Source organism: Nesterenkonia sandarakina (genome assembly GCF_014138825.1).
In the GTDB taxonomy this organism is placed as follows: Bacteria; Actinomycetota; Actinomycetes; order Actinomycetales; family Micrococcaceae; genus Nesterenkonia; species Nesterenkonia sandarakina.
This window is the reverse complement of record NZ_JACJIH010000001.1, coordinates 2,797,252-2,816,575: the sequence shown is the minus strand read 5'-3', so window position 1 is coordinate 2,816,575 and position 19,324 is coordinate 2,797,252. Positions and strand designations below refer to the sequence as shown.

The window sequence follows — 19,324 nt, the reverse complement described above, 5'->3', positions numbered from 1 at the left end:
TGAATTGCCGTTGCGCGGCCATCGGCCGCACAGTCAGTCATACTAACGCGCAGTGCGCACGGTAAAAGAATCCTATGGCCGGGACCGGCCGGGACATGACAGGCCGGATCCGGCCTGGATATGACAAGACCCCCGTGGGAACCACGGGGGTCTTGATCATGGCGAGCCGATCAGGCCTGCTTGGAAGCAGCCTTCAGCGGCAGCTGCTCGGTGGAACCACCGGCAGCCTTGATCTTCTCTTCGGCGCTGGCCGAGAAGGCGTGAGCCTTCACGGTCACGGCGACCGAGATCTCGCCGGAGCCCAGGACCTTCACCGGGCGGCCCTTGCGGGCAGCCCCCTTGGCGATGAGGTCATCGGCGTGCGCGTCGCCACCCTGGGGGAACATCTCGCTCAGCTTGGTCAGGTTGACCGGCGAGTACTCCACCCGGAACGGGTTCTTGAACCCGCGCAGCTTCGGAAGGCGCATGTGCAGCGGGAGCTGCCCACCTTCGAAGCCGGCGCGGACCTGGTAACGGGCCTTGGTGCCCTTGGTGCCACGGCCTGCGGTCTTGCCCTTGGAGGCTTCACCACGTCCCACACGGGTGCGGGACTTCTTGGCGCCGCGTGCTGGACGCAGATCGTGGACCTTGAGGACGTTGGATTCTTCAGCGGTGTTCTCTGGCATCCTTAGTTCGCCTCCTCAGCCTGCACTAGATGCTTCACACTGTTGAGCATGCCCACGGTCACGGCGTCGGCGTCACGGACCACGGTGTGGCCGATCCGCTTCAGACCAAGCGAACGAACAGTCTCGCGGTGCTTGGGGTTGGCACCGATCAGGGACTTCACCTGAGTGACGGTGAGCTTGTGCTCGCCGACCTTCAGGTTCCGCGCGGTGTTGTAGTTGACGGTACTGCGCAAAGTCATGCACCTGCCTTCTGTGCACGGGCTTCGCGGTCAGCCGCCATGGTGCGCAGCATCCGGGCCGGTGCGATCTCGTCGAGAGCCTTGCCGCGGCGAGCCGCCACGGCTTCGGGCTCTTCGAGCTGCTTGAGGGCCTCGATGGTGCCGTGAACGATGTTGATGGCGTTCACCGAGCCCATGGACTTGGTCAGCACGTCGTGGATGCCTGCGCATTCCAGGACCGCGCGGACCGGACCGCCGGCGATCACACCGGTACCCGGTGCGGCCGGACGAAGCAGGACGACACCGGCTGCATCCTCACCCTTGACCAGGTGCGGGATGGTGGAACCGACGCGCGGGACGCGGAAGAAGCTCTTCTTGGCCTCTTCCACACCCTTGGCGATGGCTGCCGGGACTTCCTTGGCCTTGCCGTAGCCGACGCCGACCAGGCCGTCGCCGTCTCCGACGATGACCAGGGCGGTGAAGCTGAAGCGACGACCGCCCTTGACGACCTTGGACACACGGTTGATGGTCACGACGCGCTCGAGGAACTTGTCCTTCTCCTCTTCGCGTCCGCCACGACCACCACGACCGCCGCGGCCGCCGCTTTCGCCGCGACCACCACGACCGCCGCGGCTCTCACCGCGGCCGCCGCGCTCACCTCGAGCAGCATTGCTGTTCTCGCCGGCGGCCTGAGTCTGCTGGGCAGTCTCGGGTGCGGCGGTTTCCTTGGCCTCAGTCACAGACGAGTCCTTCTCAGGGTTGTTTGCGTTCTCACTCACAGCTTCAGACCACCTTCCCGGGCGCCGTCGGCGACGGCGGCCACGCGACCGTGGTACTTGTTGCCGCCGCGGTCGAAGACCACAGCGTCGATGCCGGCAGCCTTGGCGCGCTCGGCGATCATCTCGCCGATCTTCTTCGCCTTGGCGGTCTTGTCACCGTCGAAGCTGCGCAGGTCTGCCTCCATGGTGGTGGCGGAGACCAGGGTCTTGCCCTCCAGGTCGTTGACGACCTGAGCGACCATGTGGCGAGCGGAACGGTTGACCACCAGGCGCGGACGCTCGGGGGTTCCGTTGAGCTTCTTGCGCAGGCGGAGGTGGCGGCGGCCGCGGGCAGCGGATTTGGATTTGCCCTTGATACCAATAGCCATGGTTTACTTACCTGCCTTTCCGGCCTTGCGGCGAACCTGCTCGCCCTCGTAGCGCACGCCCTTGCCCTTATACGGGTCAGGCCTGCGCAGTTTACGGATGTTCGCGGCGACCTCGCCGACCTGCTGCTTGTCGATGCCGCTGACAGAGAGCTTGGTCGCGCTCTCCACCGCGAAGGTGATGCCCTGGGGGGCCTTCACCGGAACGGGGTGGGAGTAGCCGAGTGCGAACTCCAGATCGGAGCCCTTGGCCAGCACACGGTAACCGGTGCCGACGATCTCGAGCTTCTTGGAGTAGCCCTCGGTGACACCGATGATCATGTTGTTGATCAGGGTGCGGGTCAGGCCGTGGAGGGAACGCGATTCGCGCTCATCGTTGGGACGGGACACCGTGAGGGTGCCGTCCTCGTTCTCGACGGTGATGCCTTCGGCAAGGCTGCGGGAAAGTTCGCCCTTGGGTCCCTTCACAGAGACCTGGCGACCTTCCAGCTTGACCTCGACGCCGGCAGGGATGGTGATCGGAAGACGACCGATGCGTGACATAGTGCTTCGACTCCTTCCGGTTACCAGACGTAGGCGAGGACTTCCCCACCCACACCCTTCTTGGCTGCCTGCCGGTCCGTGAGGAGACCGGAGGACGTGGACAGGATCGCGATGCCGAGGCCACCCAGGACGTGCGGGAGGTTCGTGGACTTCGCGTACACCCGGAGACCGGGCTTGGAGATGCGGCGCAGGCCGGCGATCGAACGCTCACGGTTCGGGCCGAACTTGAGGTCGATGGCCAGGGTCTTGCCGACCTCGGCCTCCTCTTCGCGCCATTCGGAGATGTAGCCTTCCGCCTTCAGGATGTCAGCCAAGCGAACCTTCAGCTTGGAGCTGGGCATGGAGACCTGATCGTGGAAAGCCGAGTTGGCATTGCGCAGACGTGTCAGCATGTCTGCGACTGGGTCAGTCATTGTCATGAGGGGCTTCTGCCCTTCCTCGCCGTGGTTTCAGATCTCCGAAGGAACTCGAGCCTGGGGATGTGACTCCTCAGGATTCGGAACCTTTGGTGAAAGGACCTGCGGCGTAGTGCTTGTTAGTCGGTCTTGAAGGGGAAGCCCAGCGCCTTGAGCAGCGCACGGCCTTCCTCGTCAGTCTTTGCGGTGGTCACCACGGTGATGTCCATGCCGCGGGGGCGATCGATCTTGTCCTGATCGATCTCGTGGAACACCGACTGCTCGGTCAGCCCGAAGGTGTAGTTGCCGTTGCCGTCGAACTGCTTGCCGCTGAGTCCGCGGAAATCGCGGATACGGGGCAGCGCGAGGGTCACCAGGCGGTCCACGAATTCCCACATGCGGTCGCCACGCAGCGTGGTGTGCGTACCGATGGGCTGTCCTTCGCGGAGCTTGAACTGCGCGATGGACTTCCGTGCGCGGGTCACCTTGGGCTTCTGACCGGTGATCTTGGTCAGATCCTCTACGGCGCCCTGGATCAGCTTGGAGTCGCGAGCTGCCTCGCCCACGCCCATGTTGACCACGACCTTGACCAGGCCGGGGACCTCCATGACGTTGGAGTATCCAAACTCATCCTGCAGCGTGGAACGGATCTCCGCGCGGTACTTGCCCTTGAGACGGGGGGTGGTCTTCACAGTCTCGCTCTGAACCTCAGTCATCACAGGTCCTTTCCGGAAGCTTTGGCGAAGCGGACGCGCACAGTCTTGCTGACGCCGTCACGCTCCACGGTCTCCTGCCGGTAGCCGACGCGAGTGGGCTTGCCCGTCTCGGGGTCGACCACGGCGACGTTGGAGATGTGGATAGCAGCCTCAGACTCCACGATGCCGCCCTCGGTGCTGCCGAACTGGCCGGCACGGAGGTGACGCTTGACGCGGTTGACGCCCTCGACGAGGACGCGCTCCTTGGCGGGCATGACCTGCAGGACCTTGCCCTGCTTGCCCTTGTCTTTGCCGGTGAGGACCTGGACGAGGTCGTCCTTCTTGATCTTGGCCATGAGTCAGAGCACCTCCGGAGCGAGCGAGACGATCTTCATGAACTTCTTCTCGCGCAGCTCTCGACCCACGGGCCCGAAGATACGGGTACCGCGCGGTTCGGGAGTCTCACCCTTAAGAATCACAGCAGCGTTCTCATCGAAGCTGATGTAGGAGCCGTCGTTGCGACGGATCTTCTTCTTGGTGCGCACGACAACAGCCTTGATGACGTCGCCCTTCTTGACGTTTCCGCCCGGAATTGCGTCCTTGACGGTGGCGACGAATGTGTCGCCGATACCTGCATAGCGGCGTCCCGATCCACCGAGGACCCGGATGACAAGGACTTCCTTGGCACCGGTGTTGTCGGCGATCTTGAGCCGCGATTCCTGTTGAATCACTTGTTCTCTCCTGTCGTCTCACTGGTTCTCGCAGTCGTGCCGAGCCTTGTGGAACTTCTAGCCTGAGCCGGGGCACCGTCGGCGGCGATCATGCCGCCGAGCGCCTCGGCTTAGATGACAAGTCCCCTGGCCGCTTACCCACACACTCTCCATCCCTGTCGGGACGGGCAGATGAATGCATGGCCGAGGCGGCGTTTCCCGGGGCCCCGCGGGACCCTTTCGGGGACATGCGCTGTCCTTTGAGGTGGATAGCCTCATCGATAAGGGCGCACAGCCTCAATATCTTACACGAGATGCACCAAGGGCCCAACTCCCACACCGGTGAGGTGTGGGCGTCGGGCCCTTGGAGGACGCAGAACGCCGTGTTCCGCGATCAGCCTCGGGGCGTGCCGGGCTCATCGCGGAACACGAGGATCACTCTGCCTTTTCGAGAATCTCGGCCAGCCGCCAGCGCTTGGCTGCCGAGAGCGGGCGGGTCTCGGAGATCAACACGGTGTCCCCCACGCCTGCCTGCTCGTTCTCATCGTGTGCCATGAACTTCTTGTGCCGCTTCATGATCTTGCCGTACAGGCCGTGCTTACGACGGTCCTCGACCTCGACGACGATGGTTTTGTTCATCTTGTCGGAGACGACGACGCCGCGCAGGGTCTTGCGGTCATTGCGGGTCTCTGCAGTTGCTTCGCTCATGCTCAGTCCTCAGTCTTCTTCTCGTTCTGCTCATCAGCCGAATCCGAGGAGTCCGCGGCGGCATCGACATTCTCACGAATGCCCAGCTCACGTTCACGCACCACGGTGTAGATCCGGGCGATGTCGCGCTTGATGTCCTTGAGCCGGCTGGAGCTCTCCAGCTGGCCGGTCGCGGACTGGAAGCGGAGGTTGAACAGCTCTTCCTTGGAAGAGCGCAGCGCCTCTGCCAGGGCTGCTGAGTCCATCTCTGCGAGCTTCTCAACGGTCAGCTCTTTGGTTCCAACTGCCATTGTCACTCACCACTCTCTCGGCTGATCACGCGTGCCCTCATGGGCAGCTTGTGGATTGCCAGGCGGAGCGCCTCTTTGGCGACCTCCTCCGTGACACCGGACAGCTCGAACATGACGCGTCCGGGCTTGACGTTGGCGATCCACCACTCCGGGGAACCCTTACCGGAGCCCATGCGGACCTCGGCAGGCTTCTTGGTGAGCGGCTGGTCCGGGTAGATGTTGATCCAGACCTTGCCGCCACGCTTGATGTGGCGGGTCATGGCGATACGCGCAGATTCAATCTGACGGTTCGTCACGTAGGCGGGGTCCAGGGCCTGGATGCCGTACTCGCCGAAGGCGAGCTCGGTTCCACCCTTGGCCCGGCCGCGGCGCTTGGGCCGGTGCGGCTTGCGGTACTTGACTCGGCGGGGCATCAACATCAGTTCTGCCCTCCTTCCGCTGCAGCTGAAGCTTCGGCAGGCGCCTGGGCGCCAGCCTCGCGACCGCGGCCCGGACCACGACGACGGCGCTCTTCGCCTCCGCCACGGGGTCCACCGCGACCGCCACGTGCTCCACCGCGGCCAGAAGGCTGTGCAGCCTGCTGCGCGGCGAGCTCCTTGGCGGTCAGATCGCCCTTGTAGACCCAGACCTTCACACCGATGCGGCCGAAGGTGGTCTTGGCCTCGTGCTTGCCGAAGTCGATGTTCGCGCGCAGGGTGTGCAGCGGAACGCGACCTTCACGGTAGAACTCGGAGCGGGACATCTCTGCACCGCCGAGGCGGCCGGCGCACTGGATACGGATACCCTTTGCGCCCGAACGCATCGCCGAGGTGATGGCCTTCTTCATCGCGCGGCGGAACGCCACACGAGCTGCGAGCTGCTCGGCCACACCCTGGGCGACCAGCTGAGCATCGGTCTCGGGGCTCTTGACCTCGAGGATGTTCAGCTGGATCTGCTTGGCGGTGAGCTTCTCCAGCTCACTGCGGATCCGGTCCGCCTCGGCGCCGCGGCGACCGATGACGATGCCTGGGCGTGCCGTGTGGATGTCCACACGGACCCGATCGCGGGTGCGCTCGATCTCAACCTTCGAGATGCCGGCGCGCTCCACGGTCTTGGCCAGGAGTTCACGAATCTGGACATCCTCTTTCACGAAGTCCTTGTAACGCTGACCGGCCTTGGTCGAGTCGGCGTACCAGTGCGAAACGTGGTCAGTGGTGATGCCCAGACGGAAACCATTGGGGTTGATCTTCTGTCCCACTACTGATCCCCACCTTTCTCTTCGGCGCCGACCACGATCGTGACGTGGCTGGTGCGCTTGTTGATGCGGAACGCCCGGCCCTGAGCCCGGGGACGGAACCGCTTCATGGTCGGACCTTCGTCGACGCGTGCCTCGGTGATGAAGAAGGCGTCCTCGTTAAAGGCGACTCCTTCCTTGTCTGCGTGCTGGCGAGCGTTCGCCAGCGCAGAAGCGACCACCTTGGCCACCGGCTCTGTAGCGCCCTGGGGGGCGAACTTCAGAATGGCCAGTGCTTCGTTGGCCTGCTTGCCGCGGACAAGGTCGACGACGCGCCGGGCCTTCATAGGCGTCACACGCAGGTAGCGCGCAATTGCCTTGGCTTCCATTGCTTTCCTTCTCTCGTCTTGTGACACGAAGTACAAGCTCACTCATCGCTCCTCGGTAGAGGAAGCGATCAGCGGCGCTTGCCCTTCTTGTCGTCCTTCACATGGCCGCGGAATGTACGCGTCGGAGCGAACTCGCCGAGCTTATGCCCGACCATCGACTCAGTGATGAACACGGGGATGTGCTTGCGCCCGTCATGCACGGCAACGGTGTGTCCGAGCATGTCGGGGATGATCATGGAACGGCGGGACCATGTCTTGATGACATTCTTGGTGCCCTTTTCGTTCTCAGCGACGACCTTGAGGTACAGGTGCTGATCGACGAAGGGGCCCTTCTTCAAGCTGCGTGGCATGTCTCCAGGCTCCTATCGCTTGTTCTTGGTACGACGGCGACGCACGATGAGCTTGTCGCTTTCCTTGTTCGGACGGCGGGTGCGGCCCTCTGGCTTGCCATTCGGGTTGACCGGATGACGACCACCGGAGGTCTTGCCCTCGCCACCACCGTGCGGGTGGTCCACCGGGTTCATCACGACACCGCGGACGGTGGGACGAACACCCTTCCAGCGCATGCGTCCAGCCTTGCCCCAGTTGATGTTGGACTGCTCGGCGTTGCCGACAGCGCCGATGGTCGCCCGGCAGCGGACGTCGACGTTGCGGACCTCGCCGGAGGGCAGACGCAGCTGGGCGAACTTGCCCTCGCGGGCCACCAGCTGGATGCCGGCTCCTGCGGAGCGGCCCAGCTTGGCGCCGCCTGCCGGACGCAGCTCCACTGCGTGCACCACAGTGCCCAGTGGGATGTTGCGCAGCGGCAGGTTGTTGCCCGGCTTGATGTCGGCGTTGGGGCCGGACTCCACGGCTGCACCCTGCTCCAGCTTGGCCGGGGCCAGGATGTAGCGCTTGGTGCCGTCGATGAAGTGCAGCAGGGCGATGCGTGCGGTGCGGTTCGGGTCGTACTCGACATGAGCGACCTTTGCCGGCACGCCGTCCTTGTCTGCACGGCGGAAATCGATCACGCGGTACTGGCGCTTGTGGCCACCACCCTTGTGACGTGTGGTGATCTTGCCCGAGCTGTTTCGGCCGCCGGTCTTGGACAGCGGACGCAGCAGGGACTTCTCCGGGGTGTCCCGGGTGATCTCTGCAAAGTCGGCCACAGACGAGCCGCGCTGGCCCGGTGTGTTCGGCTTGAGGTTACGGATAGCCATATTCTTCTTCCTCGATCAAGTGGTTCCGATCAGCCGTTCAGGCTGCGGATCCTCCGAAGATGTCAATGTTGTAGCCCTCTTTGAGGGTGATGATCGCCCGCTTGGTGCCGGTGCGCGAGCCCCATCCGAACTTGGTGCGCTTGCGCTTGCCAGCCCGGTTGATGGTGTTGACCGAGTTCACACGCACGGAGAAGATCTTCTCCACGGCGTACTTGATCTCGGACTTCGTGGCCCGGGGGTCCACCAGGAAGGTGAACTTGCCCTCATCGATCAGGCTGTAGGACTTCTCCGAGACGACGGGTGCGATGACGACGTCGCGCGGGTCCTTGCTAGTCAGGACGCTCACTTGGTCTCCTCCTTCGCAGTGCCCTGAGCCAGGAAGGCGTCATAGCCGGCCTGCGTGAACACGATGTCATCGGAGACGATGACGTCGTAGGTGTTCAGCTGATCGGCGTACAGGGTGTGGACGTGCGGCAGGTTGCGAGTCGAGAGCGCGGCGACGTCGTCGCTGCGGTCGATCACGACCAGCCAGTTGCGGTTCGCGCCGCCGAGACCGGCCAGCGCAGCCTTGGCCGCCTTGGTCGAGGCCTGGCCGGTGACCAGGGAGTCCACGACGACGATGCGGTCATTGCGTGCCCGGTCCGAGAGGGCACCGCGCAGGGCGGCGGCCTTCATCTTCTTGGGCGTGCGCTGGGAGTAGTCACGCGGGGTCGGGCCGTGGACGACGCCACCGCCGATCATGTGCGGACCGCGCATGGAACCCTGACGGGCACGGCCGGTGCCCTTCTGCCGGAACGGCTTGGCGCCGGTGCCGGAGACCTCTGAACGAGTCTTGGTCTTGTGGGTGCCCTGACGTGCCGCAGCGCGCTGCGCGACGACCACCTGGTGGATCAGCGCGACATTGGTCTTGGCGTCGAATACCTCGGCGGGGAAGTCGACAGAAACCTTGTTAGCCATGTGGATCATGCTCCCTTCACTGCGGTGCGGACCAGGACGACCTGGCCGCGAGCACCCGGAAGGGCGCCCTTGATCAGCAGCAGGTTCTTCTCGGGGTCCACGGCGTGGACGGTCAGGTTATGGGTGGTCTGGCGGACGCCGCCCATCCGACCTGCCATGCGCAGACCCTTGAAGACGCGACCCGGGGTGGATGCACCGCCGATGGAGCCTGGCTTGCGGTGGTTCTTGTGGGCACCGTGCGAGGCACCCACGCCGCCGAAGCCGTGACGCTTCATGACGCCGGCAAAGCCCTTGCCCTTGGTCTTGCCGATGACATCGACCTTCTGGCCGGTCTCGAAGGACTCGACGGTGAGGTCCTGTCCGAGTTCGTAGGACCCGGAGTCACCGGTGCGGATCTCCACCACGTGGCGGCGCGGGGTCACGCCTGCCTTCTCGAAGTGACCTGCCAGCGGCTTGGTCACCTTGCGGGGATCGATGCGTCCGAAACCGATCTGGACGGAGTTGTAGCCGTCGCTGTCGGTGGTGCGGACCTGGGTCACGACGTTGGAGTCGGCCTGGACAACAGTGACTGGGATGAGAACGTTGTTCTCGTCCCAGACCTGGGTCATGCCGAGCTTCGTGCCCAGCAGTCCCTTGACGTTCAGTTCAACGCGGGAAATATTGGTCATAGTTTTCTCAGCACCTCCCTGCTAGAGCTTGATCTCGATATTGACGTCTGCAGGCAGGTCGAGTCGCATCAGGGAATCGACGGCCTTAGGCGTCGGATCCACGATGTCGATCAGGCGCTTGTGGGTGCGCATCTCGAAGTGCTCGCGAGAGTCCTTGTACTTATGGGGAGAACGGATCACGGCGTACACGTTCTTCTCGGTGGGCAGCGGCACTGGGCCGACAACCGTTGCACCAGCACGTGTGACCGTGTCGACGATCTTCCGGGCCGAGGTGTCGATGACTTCGTGGTCATACGACTTCAGCCGGATGCGGATTTTCTGTCCCGCCATGCGTTGAGCCTCTTTCTGGTGTTCTGACATTCGTCTTACGTCGCAGCCCAAGACCGGGACGGAGCCATGGGGCTCCCAGAGAGGCATTCAGCGCTGGCCCCTGGTGGGGCGCAGGCGGTACTGACCTTCTGCAGTTATGGGCTGCGCAGCCGCGTCACGATCTGCTCGGTCTCCCGAGCCTGACGATGAGGCAGCAGCTGCACGACCCGCTCAGTCCGAATCCGTGCCTGCGAATCCTGCATGACGCAGGACTCGACGGGTTCCTCGGGCTGACGGGCTACCGACCCCCGCGGTCGGGCGTGTCGCTTATATGAGCAGGATTCCTGCGCACAGCGAAACACATCGCGAGGTGTCGGATGGTAAGTTTCGGTATTCGCTCCACACGGTGGACCCGAGGGCACACCGGGGCATGGCGCCCGTGAGCAACCTGTCTATTCTCACACAGATCCCCGACCATGACAAACAGAAGACCCCGGTGGCCTCAGCCACCGGGGTCTTCTGTTCATCGCACTGCGCTGCGGAGCTTCTCAGCCCTGCGACGCTGCTCTGAGGTTGGTGATTACTTCAGGATCTTCACAACTCGACCCGAACCAACGGTGCGTCCACCCTCGCGGATGGCGAAGCCGAGGCCCTCTTCCATCGCGATCTCCTGGATGAGCTCCACGGTCATCTCGGTGTTGTCACCGGGCATGACCATCTCGGTGCCCTCGGGCAGCGAGATGACGCCGGTGACGTCGGTGGTCCGGAAGTAGAACTGCGGACGGTAGTTGGTGTAGAAGGGGTTGTGGCGACCGCCCTCATCCTTGGAGAGGATGTAGACGTTGGCCTCGAACTGGGTGTGCGGGGTGATGGAGCCGGGAGCTGCCACAACCTGGCCGCGCTCGACGTCATCGCGCTTGAGACCGCGCAGCAGCAGGCCACAGTTCTCGCCGGCCCATGCCTCGTCGAGCTGCTTGTGGAACATCTCGATGCCGGTGACCGTGGTCTTCTGCTTGGCACGGATGCCGAGGATCTCGACCTCGGAGTTGATCTTCAGCGTGCCGCGCTCGGCGCGACCGGTGACCACGGTGCCGCGACCGGTGATCGTGAAGACGTCCTCGATCGGCATCAGGAACGGCTTGTCCTTATCGCGCTCCGGCTCGGGGATGAAGCTGTCCACAGCCTCCATCAGTTCCTCGACGGTCTTGACCCACTCGGCGTCGCCCTCGAGAGCCTTCAGGCCCGAGGTGCGGATGACCGGTGCGTTGTCGCCGTCGTAGCCCTGGGAGTCGAGGAGCTCGCGCACCTCCATCTCGACGAGGTCCAGGAGCTCTTCGTCCTCGACCATGTCGGACTTGTTCAGTGCGACCAGCAGCGAGGGGACGCCGACCTGGCGTGCCAGCAGGACGTGCTCGCGGGTCTGTGCCATCGGGCCGTCAGTGGCGGCGACGACCAGGATCGCGCCGTCCATCTGGGCGGCACCGGTGATCATGTTCTTCACGTAGTCAGCGTGACCGGGGGCGTCCACGTGTGCATAGTGGCGCTTGTCGGTCTGGTACTCCACGTGGGAGACGTTGATCGTGATGCCGCGCTCGCGCTCCTCGGGAGCGTTGTCGATCGAGGCGAAGTCACGGCCCTGGTTGAGGTCCGGGAACTTGTCCGCCAGGACCTTGGAGATCGCGGCGGTCAGGGTGGTCTTGCCATGGTCGACGTGACCGATGGTGCCGATGTTAAGGTGCGGCTTGTTACGCTCGAACTTTGCCTTGGCCACAGGTTCCTCCTATAGAACTTGTTCAGGTAAGAAGACTTACTCCAGCCGCACTGTCAACGAGGCTGAAACTCATGCAAGTCTACTAATCGCTAGGTATTTGGTGAAATTCTCTGCAATGGTGCTGGGTGAGGAGCGGCGGAGGTCATTGGTGACCTCGCATCCTCGCGGCGCTGCGCCCGCCTGGGTCCGGCCGGCCCCGGGTCCGCCGCGCGGAGGCGACGAACCCGGGGAGCCGAAGCGGGATCAGGCGCCGCGGTTCTTCTCGATGATCTCTTCTGCCACGGCCTTCGGAACCTCCGCGTAGGAGTTGAAGGACATGGTGAAGACTGCGCGGCCCTGAGTGCGCGAGCGCAGCTCACCGATGTAGCCGAACATCTCCGAGAGCGGCACGAGTGCCTTGATGACCTTCACGCCTGCCGCGTCATCCATGGACTGGATCTGTCCGCGGCGGGAGTTCAGGTCACCGATGACCTCGCCCATGTACTCCTCGGGAGTACGGACCTCGACCGACATCATCGGCTCGAGCAGCACCGGGCTGGCGCGGCGTGCGCCCTCCTTGAACACCTGGGAGCCGGCGAGCTTGAACGCCATCTCCGAGGAGTCCACGTCGTGGTAGGCGCCGTCGACCAGTTCGGCCTTGACACCGACCATCGGGTAGCCGGCGAGCACGCCGAGCCCCATGGCGTCCTGGATGCCTGCATCCACCGAGGGGATGTACTCGCGAGGGATGCGGCCACCGGTCACCAGGTTGGCGAATTCGTACATCTCGCCGTCGGAGGTGTCCAGGGGCTCGAAGTTCATCAGCACCTTGGCGAACTGACCCGAACCACCGGTCTGCTTCTTGTGCGTGTAGTCGACCTTCTCCACACGCTTCTTGATGGTCTCGCGGTAGGCCACCTGGGGCTTGCCCACGTTGGCCTCGACGTTGAACTCACGCCGCATGCGGTCCACCAGGATGTCCAGGTGCAGCTCACCCATGCCGCCGATCTCGGTCTGGCCGGTCTCGTCGTTCTGGGTGACGGTGAAGGTCGGGTCCTCGGCGGCCAGCTTCTGGATCGCCGTGGAGAGCTTCTCCTGGTCGCTCTTGGACTTCGGCTCGATGGCCACGGAGATCACGGGCTCCGGGAAGGTCATCGACTCGAGCACGATCTGGTCGTTCGGATCGCACAGGGTGTCACCGGTGGTGGTGTCCTTGAGGCCGATGACCGCGTAGATGTGCCCGGCCTGGATCTCGTCGACCGGGTTCTCCTTGTTGGCGTGCATCTGGAAGAGCTTGCCGATGCGCTCCTTCTTGCCCTTCGTGGAGTTCACGATCTGCGCACCCGCGGCGAGCTTGCCGGAGTAGACGCGGATGAAGGTGAGCTGCCCGAAGAACGGGTGGGAGGCGATCTTGAACGCCAGAGCGGAGAACGGCTCGTCCTTGCTCGGGCGACGAGTCAGGATCTCGTCTTCCTTGTTCGGCTTGTGACCCTCCATGGCCTCGACGTCTGCCGGGGTGGGCAGGTAGTCGATGACCGCGTCGAGCATCGGCTGGACGCCGCGGTTCTTGAACGCGGAGCCACAGAAGACCGGGTAGGCGGCGGAGGCGACGGTGAGCTTGCGCACACCTTCCTTGAGCTCGTCGTTGGAGATCTCTTCGCCCTCGAGGTACTTGTTCATCAGCACGTCGTCGGCTTCCGCGACCTGCTCGATGAGCGTGTTGCGGTACTCCTCGGCCTGCTCCTGCATCTCCTCGGGGATCTCACGGGTCTCGTACTGAGCACCCATGGTCACATCGCCCTTGGCGTCGCCGGGCCAGACCAGCGCCTTCATCTGGAGCAGGTCCACGACACCGACGAACTCGCTCTCGGAGCCGATCGGCAGCTGCATCACCAGCGGGGTGGCACCGAGGCGGGACTTGATGGTGTCCACGGTGTAGTAGAAGTCAGCGCCGAGCTTGTCCATCTTGTTGACGAAGCAGATGCGCGGGACGTTGTACTTATCCGCCTGGCGCCAGACAGTCTCGGACTGCGGCTCCACGCCCTCCTTGCCGTCGAAGACTGCGACGGCGCCGTCGAGGACGCGCAGCGCACGCTCCACCTCGACGGTGAAGTCGACGTGGCCGGGAGTGTCGATGATGTTGATCTGGTTGTCGCCCCAGAAGCAGGTCACCGCGGCGGAGGTGATCGTGATGCCGCGCTCTTTCTCCTGCTCCATCCAGTCCGTCGTGGACGCACCGTCGTGGGTTTCACCGATCTTGTGGTTCATACCGGTGTAGAACAGGATGCGTTCGGTTGCGGTGGTCTTACCGGCATCGATGTGAGCCATGATGCCGATGTTGCGGACCTTCTTGAGGTCAGTGAGCACGTCTTGTGCCACGGTGATTCCCCTTTTCTATTACCAGCGGTAGTGGGCGAAGGCCTTGTTGGACTCAGCCATCTTGTGAGTGTCCTCGCGGCGCTTCACAGCAGCACCGAGGCCGTTGGAGGCATCCAGGATCTCGTTCATCAGGCGATCCGTCATCGACTTCTCGCGGCGATCCTTGGAGTAGCCGACGAGCCAGCGCAGGGCCAGCGCGGTCGAGCGACCGGGCTTGACCTCGACCGGGACCTGGTAGGTCGCGCCGCCGACGCGGCGGGAGCGGACCTCCAGGGCCGGGCGGACGTTGTCCATGGCCTTCTTCAGGATCGTCACGGAGTCCTCACCGGACTTCTTCGCGACACCATCGAGCGCGCCGTAGACGATGCGCTCTGCAGTGGACTTCTTGCCGTCGACCAGGACCTTGTTGATCAGCTGGGTGACCAGCGGGGATCCATGGACCGGATCCTGGACGAGAGGGCGCTTGGGTGCGGGTCCCTTACGAGGCATTACTTCTTCTCCTTCTTCGCGCCGTAGCGGGAGCGAGCCTGACCGCGACCCTTGACACCCTGGGTGTCGAGGGCGCCGCGGACGATCTTGTAGCGGACGCCGGGAAGGTCCTTCACACGACCGCCGCGCACGAGCACGATCGAGTGCTCCTGCAGGTTGTGACCCTCGCCCGGGATGTAGGCGGTGACTTCGACGCCGCCGCCCAGGCGCACACGGGCGACCTTGCGCAGAGCGGAGTTCGGCTTCTTCGGGGTCGTGGTGTACACACGGGTGCACACGCCACGACGCATCGGGCTGCCCTGCAGGGCAGGGGTGTTGTTCTTGGTGCGCTTGGGATGACGCCCCTTGCGCACAAGCTGCTGGATAGTAGGCACTATGCGTTCTCCGTACGTGTAGTGAGGGAAGCAGAGCCTGAGGTCTGCCCGCGGTCGAGAGTTCTATACACTGTCCGCGGGCTCTGGTCCCCAGGCGTGCAAAAATGTGGCATGTGTTGCGCACCTTCCCCGCAACCCGGACCGAGTCCCTCTGCCACATCAGAAACAATCAGGTTAACACTACCAGGTGCACCCTCGGAGCGCGAACGCGCCCCGAGACGCCGAAGAGGTCCGGGCGAGCATCGCTCCCCCGGACCTCTTCGTGAACCTCAGCCGCCGGACCCCGACCTGCGGATCCGTGCGACCTCAGATGTCAGCTTCGCTCAGCGGAAGTCGACATCGGTGTTGTAGTCGTCGAGCGGGATGGCATGGAACTCGCCGTCGCCCTCGGCTCCTGCGTAGTCGAAGCTCGAGCCGTAGAGGCTCGGGCCGGTGAACAGGCTGGCCTTGGCCTCCTCGGTCGGCTCCACCGTGGACTGGGTGTACCGGTCCAGACCGGTGCCGGCCGGGATCAGCTTGCCGATGATCACGTTCTCCTTCAGGCCCAGCAGCGGGTCGGACTTGCCTTCCATCGCCGCCTGGGTGAGCACCCGGGTGGTCTCCTGGAAGGAGGCCGCCGAGAGCCAGGAATCCGTGGCCAGCGAGGCCTTGGTGATGCCCATCAGCTCATCGCGCCCCGAGGCCGGCTGCGCACCCTCGGCGACTGCCTTGCGGTTGGCCGCGGTGAAGCGGAACCGGTCGGCAAGCTCGCCCGGGAGCAGATCGGTGCCACCGGAGTCGATGACGGTGATCCGGCGCAGCATCTGCCGGACGATGACCTCCACGTGCTTGTCGTGGATGCCCACACCCTGGGACTGGTAGACGTCCTGGACCTCGGAGACCAGGAACTTCTGCGCGGCCCGGGGGCCGAGCACACGAAGCACCTGCTTGGGATCCACGGCACCTGCGACCAGCTGCTGACCGACCTCGACGGCTTCACCGTCAGAGACCAGCAGACGCGCACGACGCAGGATCGGGTAGGCGTGCTCCTCGGAACCGTCATCCGGAGTCAGCACCAGGCGGAGCTGCTTCTCGGAATCGTCCAGGTGCACCCGACCAGCGACCTCCGCGATCGGCGCCACACCCTTGGGGGTGCGGGCCTCGAAGAGCTCCTGGATACGGGGCAGACCCTGCGTGATGTCGTCCGCGGAGGCGATGCCGCCGGTGTGGAAGGTACGCATGGTCAGCTGGGTGCCCGGCTCACCGATGGACTGTGCGGCGATGATGCCCACCGCCTCACCGATGTCCACGGTCTGCCCGGTGGCCAGCGAGCGTCCGTAGCAGCGAGTACAAGTACCCACGGCGGACTCACAGGTGAGCACGGAGCGGATCTTGATCTCGCTGATCCCGGCGGCGAAGAGCTCGTCGATCAGCACGTCCCCGACGTCGGAGCCTGCCTCTGCGAGCAGGTTGCCCTTGGCGTCGCTGACGTCGACGGCGAGCGTCCGCGCATAGGCGGAGTTCTCGACCTCTTCATGCAGCTTCAGCTCACCGGAGTCATCGGCCACCGCGATGGTGACGGTCAGCCCGCGGGAGGTCCCGCAGTCCGCCTCACGCACGATGACGTCCTGCGAGACATCGACCAGACGACGGGTCAGGTAACCCGAGTTCGCCGTCTTCAACGCCGTGTCCGCCAGGCCCTTGCGGGCGCCGTGGGTGGCGATGAAGTACTCCAGGACCGAGAGGCCCTCCCGGTAGGAGGACTTGATCGGACGCGGGATGATCTCACCCTTCGGGTTGGTCACCAGACCACGGATGCCCGCGATCTGCCGGACCTGAAGCCAGTTGCCTCGGGCACCGGAGGTGACCATCCGGTTGATGTTGTTGTGCTCATCCATGCCGGCCTGCATCGCTGCGGCCACCTCGTCGGTGGCCTTGGTCCAGATCTCGACCAGCTCGGAGTGGCGCTCGTCGTCGCCGATCAGACCCATGTCGTACTGGGACTGGACCTTCGCGGCCTGGTCCTCGTAGACGTCCATGATCTTCTTCTTGTCCATGTTCGAGGTCACGTCGGAGATCGCGACGGTGACACCCGAACGGGTGGACCAGTAGAAGCCGGCGTCCTTGAGGTTGTCCAGGGTGCGCGCGGTGACGATGTTCGGGTAGCGCTCGGCCAGATCGTTGATCAGGGTCGAGAGCTGGCCCTTGTCCGCCACCGAGTCCTGCCAGGGGTAGCCCTCCGGCAGCAGCTGGTTGAAGAGCACCTTGCCCATCGTGGTGGTCAGCGTGGCCGGAGTGCCCGGCTCCCAGCCCTCAGGGGCCGGGACCGCCGCCGAAGGGGTATAGCCCTCCACGGTGATCTTCACGGGCGCGTTGATGTGCAGCTCCCGCAGGTCAAAGGCCATCTGAGCCTCACCGATGGAGGAGAAGGCACGGCCTGCGCCGGTCTCGTCCTCGCGCTGAGTGGTCAGGTGATGCAGACCGATGATCATGTCCTGCGAGGGCAGCGCCACCGGGCGTCCGTCCGAGGGCTTCAGGATGTTGTTCGAGGAGAGCATCAGGATGCGCGCCTCGGCCTGGGCCTCGGGTGAGAGCGGGAGGTGGACTGCCATCTGGTCGCCGTCGAAGTCGGCGTTGAACGCCGAGCAGACCAGCGGGTGCAGCTGCAGCGCCTTGCCCTCCACCAGCTGCGGCTCGAAGGCCTGGATGCCCAGACGGTGCAGCGTGGGTGCGCGGTTGAGCAGCACCGGGTGCTCGGTGATGATCTCTTCGAGAACATCCCACACCTGGGGACGCTGCCGCTCCACCATGCGCTTGGCCGACTTGATGTTCTGCGCGTGGTTCAGATCCACCAGGCGCTTCATCACGAAGGGCTTGAACAGCTCCAGCGCCATCTGCTTGGGCAGACCACACTGGTGCAGCTGCAGCTGCGGGCCCACCACGATGACCGAACGGCCCGAGTAGTCCACGCGCTTGCCCAGCAGGTTCTGCCGGAAGCGACCCTGCTTGCCCTTGAGCATGTCAGAGAGCGACTTCAGCGGACGGTTGCCCGGTCCGGTGACCGGACGACCGCGACGACCGTTGTCGAAGAGCGAGTCCACGGACTCCTGGAGCATCCGCTTCTCGTTGTTCACGATGATCTCGGGCGCACCGAGATCCAGCAGACGCTTCAGACGGTTGTTGCGGTTGATCACGCGACGGTAGAGATCGTTCAGATCCGAGGTCGCGAAGCGACCGCCGTCGAGCTGGACCATGGGCCGGATCTCCGGTGGGATCACCGGGACGGCCTCCAGGACCATGCCGCGCGGAGTGGTGCCGGTGGAGAGGAACGCGTTGAGCACCTTCAGCCGCTTCAGGGCACGCGTCTTGCGCTGGCCCTTGCCGGTGGCGATGATCTCGCGCAGCCGCTCTGCCTCGGCCTCCATGTCGTAGCTGGCCAGGCGACGCTGGATCGCCTCGGCACCCATGGCGCCTTCGAAGTACTGGCCGTACCGGGTGCGCATCTCGCGGAAGAGCGCCTCGTCACCCTCGAGGTCGGAGACCTTGAGGTTCTTGAAGCGATCCCAGACCCGCTCGAGCTGCTCGATCTCGGCGTCGGCGCGCTTGCGCACCTGTGACATCTGCTTATCAGAGGTGTCACGTGCCTTCTTCTTCTCGGCAGCCTTGGCGCCCTCGCCCTCCAGACGCTCGAGGTCACCCTCGAGGTCCTTGGAGATCGCGGCGATGTCGGCGTCGCGCTGATCTGCCAGGTGCTTGAGCTCCTGGTCGATCTCGGCCTGCAGGTTCGGCAGGTCGTCATGGCGACGGTCGGTGTCGACCTCGGTGATCATGTAGGCGGCGAAGTAGATGACCTTCTCGAGGTCCTTCGGCGCCAGGTCGAGCAGGTAGCCCAAGCGCGAGGGAACGCCCTTGAAGTACCAGATGTGGGTCACCGGCGCGGCGAGCTGGATGTGGCCCATCCGCTCGCGACGCACCTTGGCGCGGGTCACCTCGACGCCGCAGCGCTCACAGATGATGCCCTTGAAGCGCACGCGCTTGTACTTCCCGCAGTAGCACTCCCAATCCCGGGAGGGTCCGAAGATCTTCTCGCAGAAGAGTCCGTCCTTCTCGGGCTTCAGGGTGCGGTAGTTGATGGTCTCAGGCTTCTTGACCTCACCATAGGACCAACCACGGATTTCGTCACCGGTGGCAAGCCCGATACGCATTGTGCCGAATGAGGATTCTTGGGACATAGTCCGGTATCTCTCTTT

General features: G+C 64.2%; 25 protein-coding genes. All 25 read right to left on the bottom strand.

From position 1 onward, the window contains the following. Positions 1-170: 170 nt before the first annotated feature. The 25 genes from rplO to HNR24_RS12775 all read right to left on the bottom strand — a co-directional run bounded on the left by rplO (position 171) and on the right by HNR24_RS12775 (position 19,306). Positions 171-665 carry a 50S ribosomal protein L15 gene (gene rplO / locus HNR24_RS12895; protein WP_182495964.1) on the bottom strand — a complete coding sequence of 165 codons (495 nt, stop codon included), beginning with the start codon at positions 663-665 and terminating at the stop codon, positions 171-173. Between the two features lie 2 nt (positions 666-667). Then, entirely contained in the window at positions 668-904 is a 237-nt protein-coding gene (rpmD, locus tag HNR24_RS12890) for a 50S ribosomal protein L30 (RefSeq protein ID WP_058887519.1), read from the bottom strand. Continuing rightward, positions 901-1,662: a 30S ribosomal protein S5 gene (gene rpsE / locus HNR24_RS12885; RefSeq protein WP_310735445.1), complete on the bottom strand. Its 762-nt coding sequence runs from the start codon at positions 1,660-1,662 to the stop codon at positions 901-903. The genes rpmD and rpsE overlap by 4 nt, the downstream gene beginning before the upstream one ends. Continuing rightward, on the bottom strand, positions 1,659-2,030 hold the full coding sequence (gene rplR, locus HNR24_RS12880) for a 50S ribosomal protein L18 (protein WP_058887521.1): 372 nt from the start codon (positions 2,028-2,030) through the stop codon (positions 1,659-1,661). Before rplR ends, rpsE begins: the two co-directional genes overlap by 4 nt. Positions 2,031-2,033: 3 nt before the next feature. Continuing rightward, a complete protein-coding gene (gene rplF / locus HNR24_RS12875; protein WP_179440943.1) occupies positions 2,034-2,570 on the bottom strand; it encodes a 50S ribosomal protein L6 in 537 nt (178 codons plus the stop codon). Between the two features lie 20 nt (positions 2,571-2,590). Further along, positions 2,591-2,989 carry a 30S ribosomal protein S8 gene (rpsH, locus tag HNR24_RS12870; RefSeq protein WP_036473257.1) on the bottom strand — a complete coding sequence of 133 codons (399 nt, stop codon included), beginning with the start codon at positions 2,987-2,989 and terminating at the stop codon, positions 2,591-2,593. A 116-nt stretch (positions 2,990-3,105) separates the two neighbouring features. Then, entirely contained in the window at positions 3,106-3,681 is a 576-nt protein-coding gene (rplE, locus tag HNR24_RS12865; protein ID WP_058887523.1) for a 50S ribosomal protein L5, read from the bottom strand. Beyond that, positions 3,681-4,016 (bottom strand): 50S ribosomal protein L24, encoded by a 336-nt coding sequence (rplX, locus tag HNR24_RS12860; protein ID WP_058887524.1) that lies wholly within the window; start codon positions 4,014-4,016, stop codon positions 3,681-3,683. The genes rplE and rplX overlap by 1 nt, the downstream gene beginning before the upstream one ends. A gap of 3 nt (positions 4,017-4,019) precedes the next feature. Continuing rightward, positions 4,020-4,391, bottom strand: a complete 372-nt coding sequence (gene rplN, locus HNR24_RS12855) for a 50S ribosomal protein L14 (RefSeq protein ID WP_036473253.1) — start codon at positions 4,389-4,391, stop codon at positions 4,020-4,022. A 414-nt stretch (positions 4,392-4,805) separates the two neighbouring features. Further along, positions 4,806-5,078: a 30S ribosomal protein S17 gene (gene rpsQ, locus HNR24_RS12850; protein ID WP_083504573.1), complete on the bottom strand. Its 273-nt coding sequence runs from the start codon at positions 5,076-5,078 to the stop codon at positions 4,806-4,808. A 2-nt stretch (positions 5,079-5,080) separates the two neighbouring features. Further along, the gene (rpmC, locus tag HNR24_RS12845) at positions 5,081-5,368 is read right to left on the bottom strand and encodes a 50S ribosomal protein L29 (protein WP_058887526.1); all 288 of its coding nucleotides are present in this window, start codon (positions 5,366-5,368) and stop codon (positions 5,081-5,083) included. Positions 5,369-5,370: 2 nt separating this feature from the next. Continuing rightward, on the bottom strand, positions 5,371-5,787 hold the full coding sequence (rplP, locus tag HNR24_RS12840; protein WP_058887527.1) for a 50S ribosomal protein L16: 417 nt from the start codon (positions 5,785-5,787) through the stop codon (positions 5,371-5,373). Further along, entirely contained in the window at positions 5,787-6,605 is an 819-nt protein-coding gene (gene rpsC / locus HNR24_RS12835; RefSeq protein ID WP_058887528.1) for a 30S ribosomal protein S3, read from the bottom strand. The genes rplP and rpsC overlap by 1 nt, the downstream gene beginning before the upstream one ends. Further along, entirely contained in the window at positions 6,605-6,970 is a 366-nt protein-coding gene (rplV, locus tag HNR24_RS12830; protein WP_036473246.1) for a 50S ribosomal protein L22, read from the bottom strand. Before rplV ends, rpsC begins: the two co-directional genes overlap by 1 nt. 68 nt (positions 6,971-7,038) lie before the next feature. After that, on the bottom strand, positions 7,039-7,320 hold the full coding sequence (gene rpsS / locus HNR24_RS12825) for a 30S ribosomal protein S19 (protein ID WP_058887529.1): 282 nt from the start codon (positions 7,318-7,320) through the stop codon (positions 7,039-7,041). Between the two features lie 12 nt (positions 7,321-7,332). Next, a complete protein-coding gene (gene rplB / locus HNR24_RS12820; protein ID WP_182495963.1) occupies positions 7,333-8,169 on the bottom strand; it encodes a 50S ribosomal protein L2 in 837 nt (278 codons plus the stop codon). Between the two features lie 37 nt (positions 8,170-8,206). Next, positions 8,207-8,515 carry a 50S ribosomal protein L23 gene (gene rplW / locus HNR24_RS12815; protein ID WP_058887531.1) on the bottom strand — a complete coding sequence of 103 codons (309 nt, stop codon included), beginning with the start codon at positions 8,513-8,515 and terminating at the stop codon, positions 8,207-8,209. Next, a complete protein-coding gene (gene rplD, locus HNR24_RS12810) occupies positions 8,512-9,126 on the bottom strand; it encodes a 50S ribosomal protein L4 (protein ID WP_182495962.1) in 615 nt (204 codons plus the stop codon). Before rplD ends, rplW begins: the two co-directional genes overlap by 4 nt. Positions 9,127-9,131: 5 nt before the next feature. Beyond that, positions 9,132-9,794 carry a 50S ribosomal protein L3 gene (gene rplC / locus HNR24_RS12805; RefSeq protein ID WP_058887532.1) on the bottom strand — a complete coding sequence of 221 codons (663 nt, stop codon included), beginning with the start codon at positions 9,792-9,794 and terminating at the stop codon, positions 9,132-9,134. A gap of 21 nt (positions 9,795-9,815) precedes the next feature. Beyond that, positions 9,816-10,124, bottom strand: a complete 309-nt coding sequence (rpsJ, locus tag HNR24_RS12800; protein ID WP_022871716.1) for a 30S ribosomal protein S10 — start codon at positions 10,122-10,124, stop codon at positions 9,816-9,818. Positions 10,125-10,683: 559 nt separating this feature from the next. Further along, positions 10,684-11,874, bottom strand: a complete 1,191-nt coding sequence (gene tuf / locus HNR24_RS12795) for an elongation factor Tu (RefSeq protein WP_058887533.1) — start codon at positions 11,872-11,874, stop codon at positions 10,684-10,686. Between the two features lie 243 nt (positions 11,875-12,117). After that, positions 12,118-14,232 carry an elongation factor G gene (gene fusA / locus HNR24_RS12790; protein ID WP_058887534.1) on the bottom strand — a complete coding sequence of 705 codons (2,115 nt, stop codon included), beginning with the start codon at positions 14,230-14,232 and terminating at the stop codon, positions 12,118-12,120. A gap of 18 nt (positions 14,233-14,250) precedes the next feature. Continuing rightward, the gene (gene rpsG / locus HNR24_RS12785; RefSeq protein WP_058887535.1) at positions 14,251-14,721 is read right to left on the bottom strand and encodes a 30S ribosomal protein S7; all 471 of its coding nucleotides are present in this window, start codon (positions 14,719-14,721) and stop codon (positions 14,251-14,253) included. Beyond that, positions 14,721-15,095 (bottom strand): 30S ribosomal protein S12, encoded by a 375-nt coding sequence (gene rpsL, locus HNR24_RS12780; RefSeq protein ID WP_036473238.1) that lies wholly within the window; start codon positions 15,093-15,095, stop codon positions 14,721-14,723. The genes rpsG and rpsL overlap by 1 nt, the downstream gene beginning before the upstream one ends. Before the next feature lie 323 nt (positions 15,096-15,418). Further along, a complete protein-coding gene (locus tag HNR24_RS12775) occupies positions 15,419-19,306 on the bottom strand; it encodes a DNA-directed RNA polymerase subunit beta' (protein WP_182495961.1) in 3,888 nt (1,295 codons plus the stop codon). Positions 19,307-19,324: the final 18 nt, after the last annotated feature.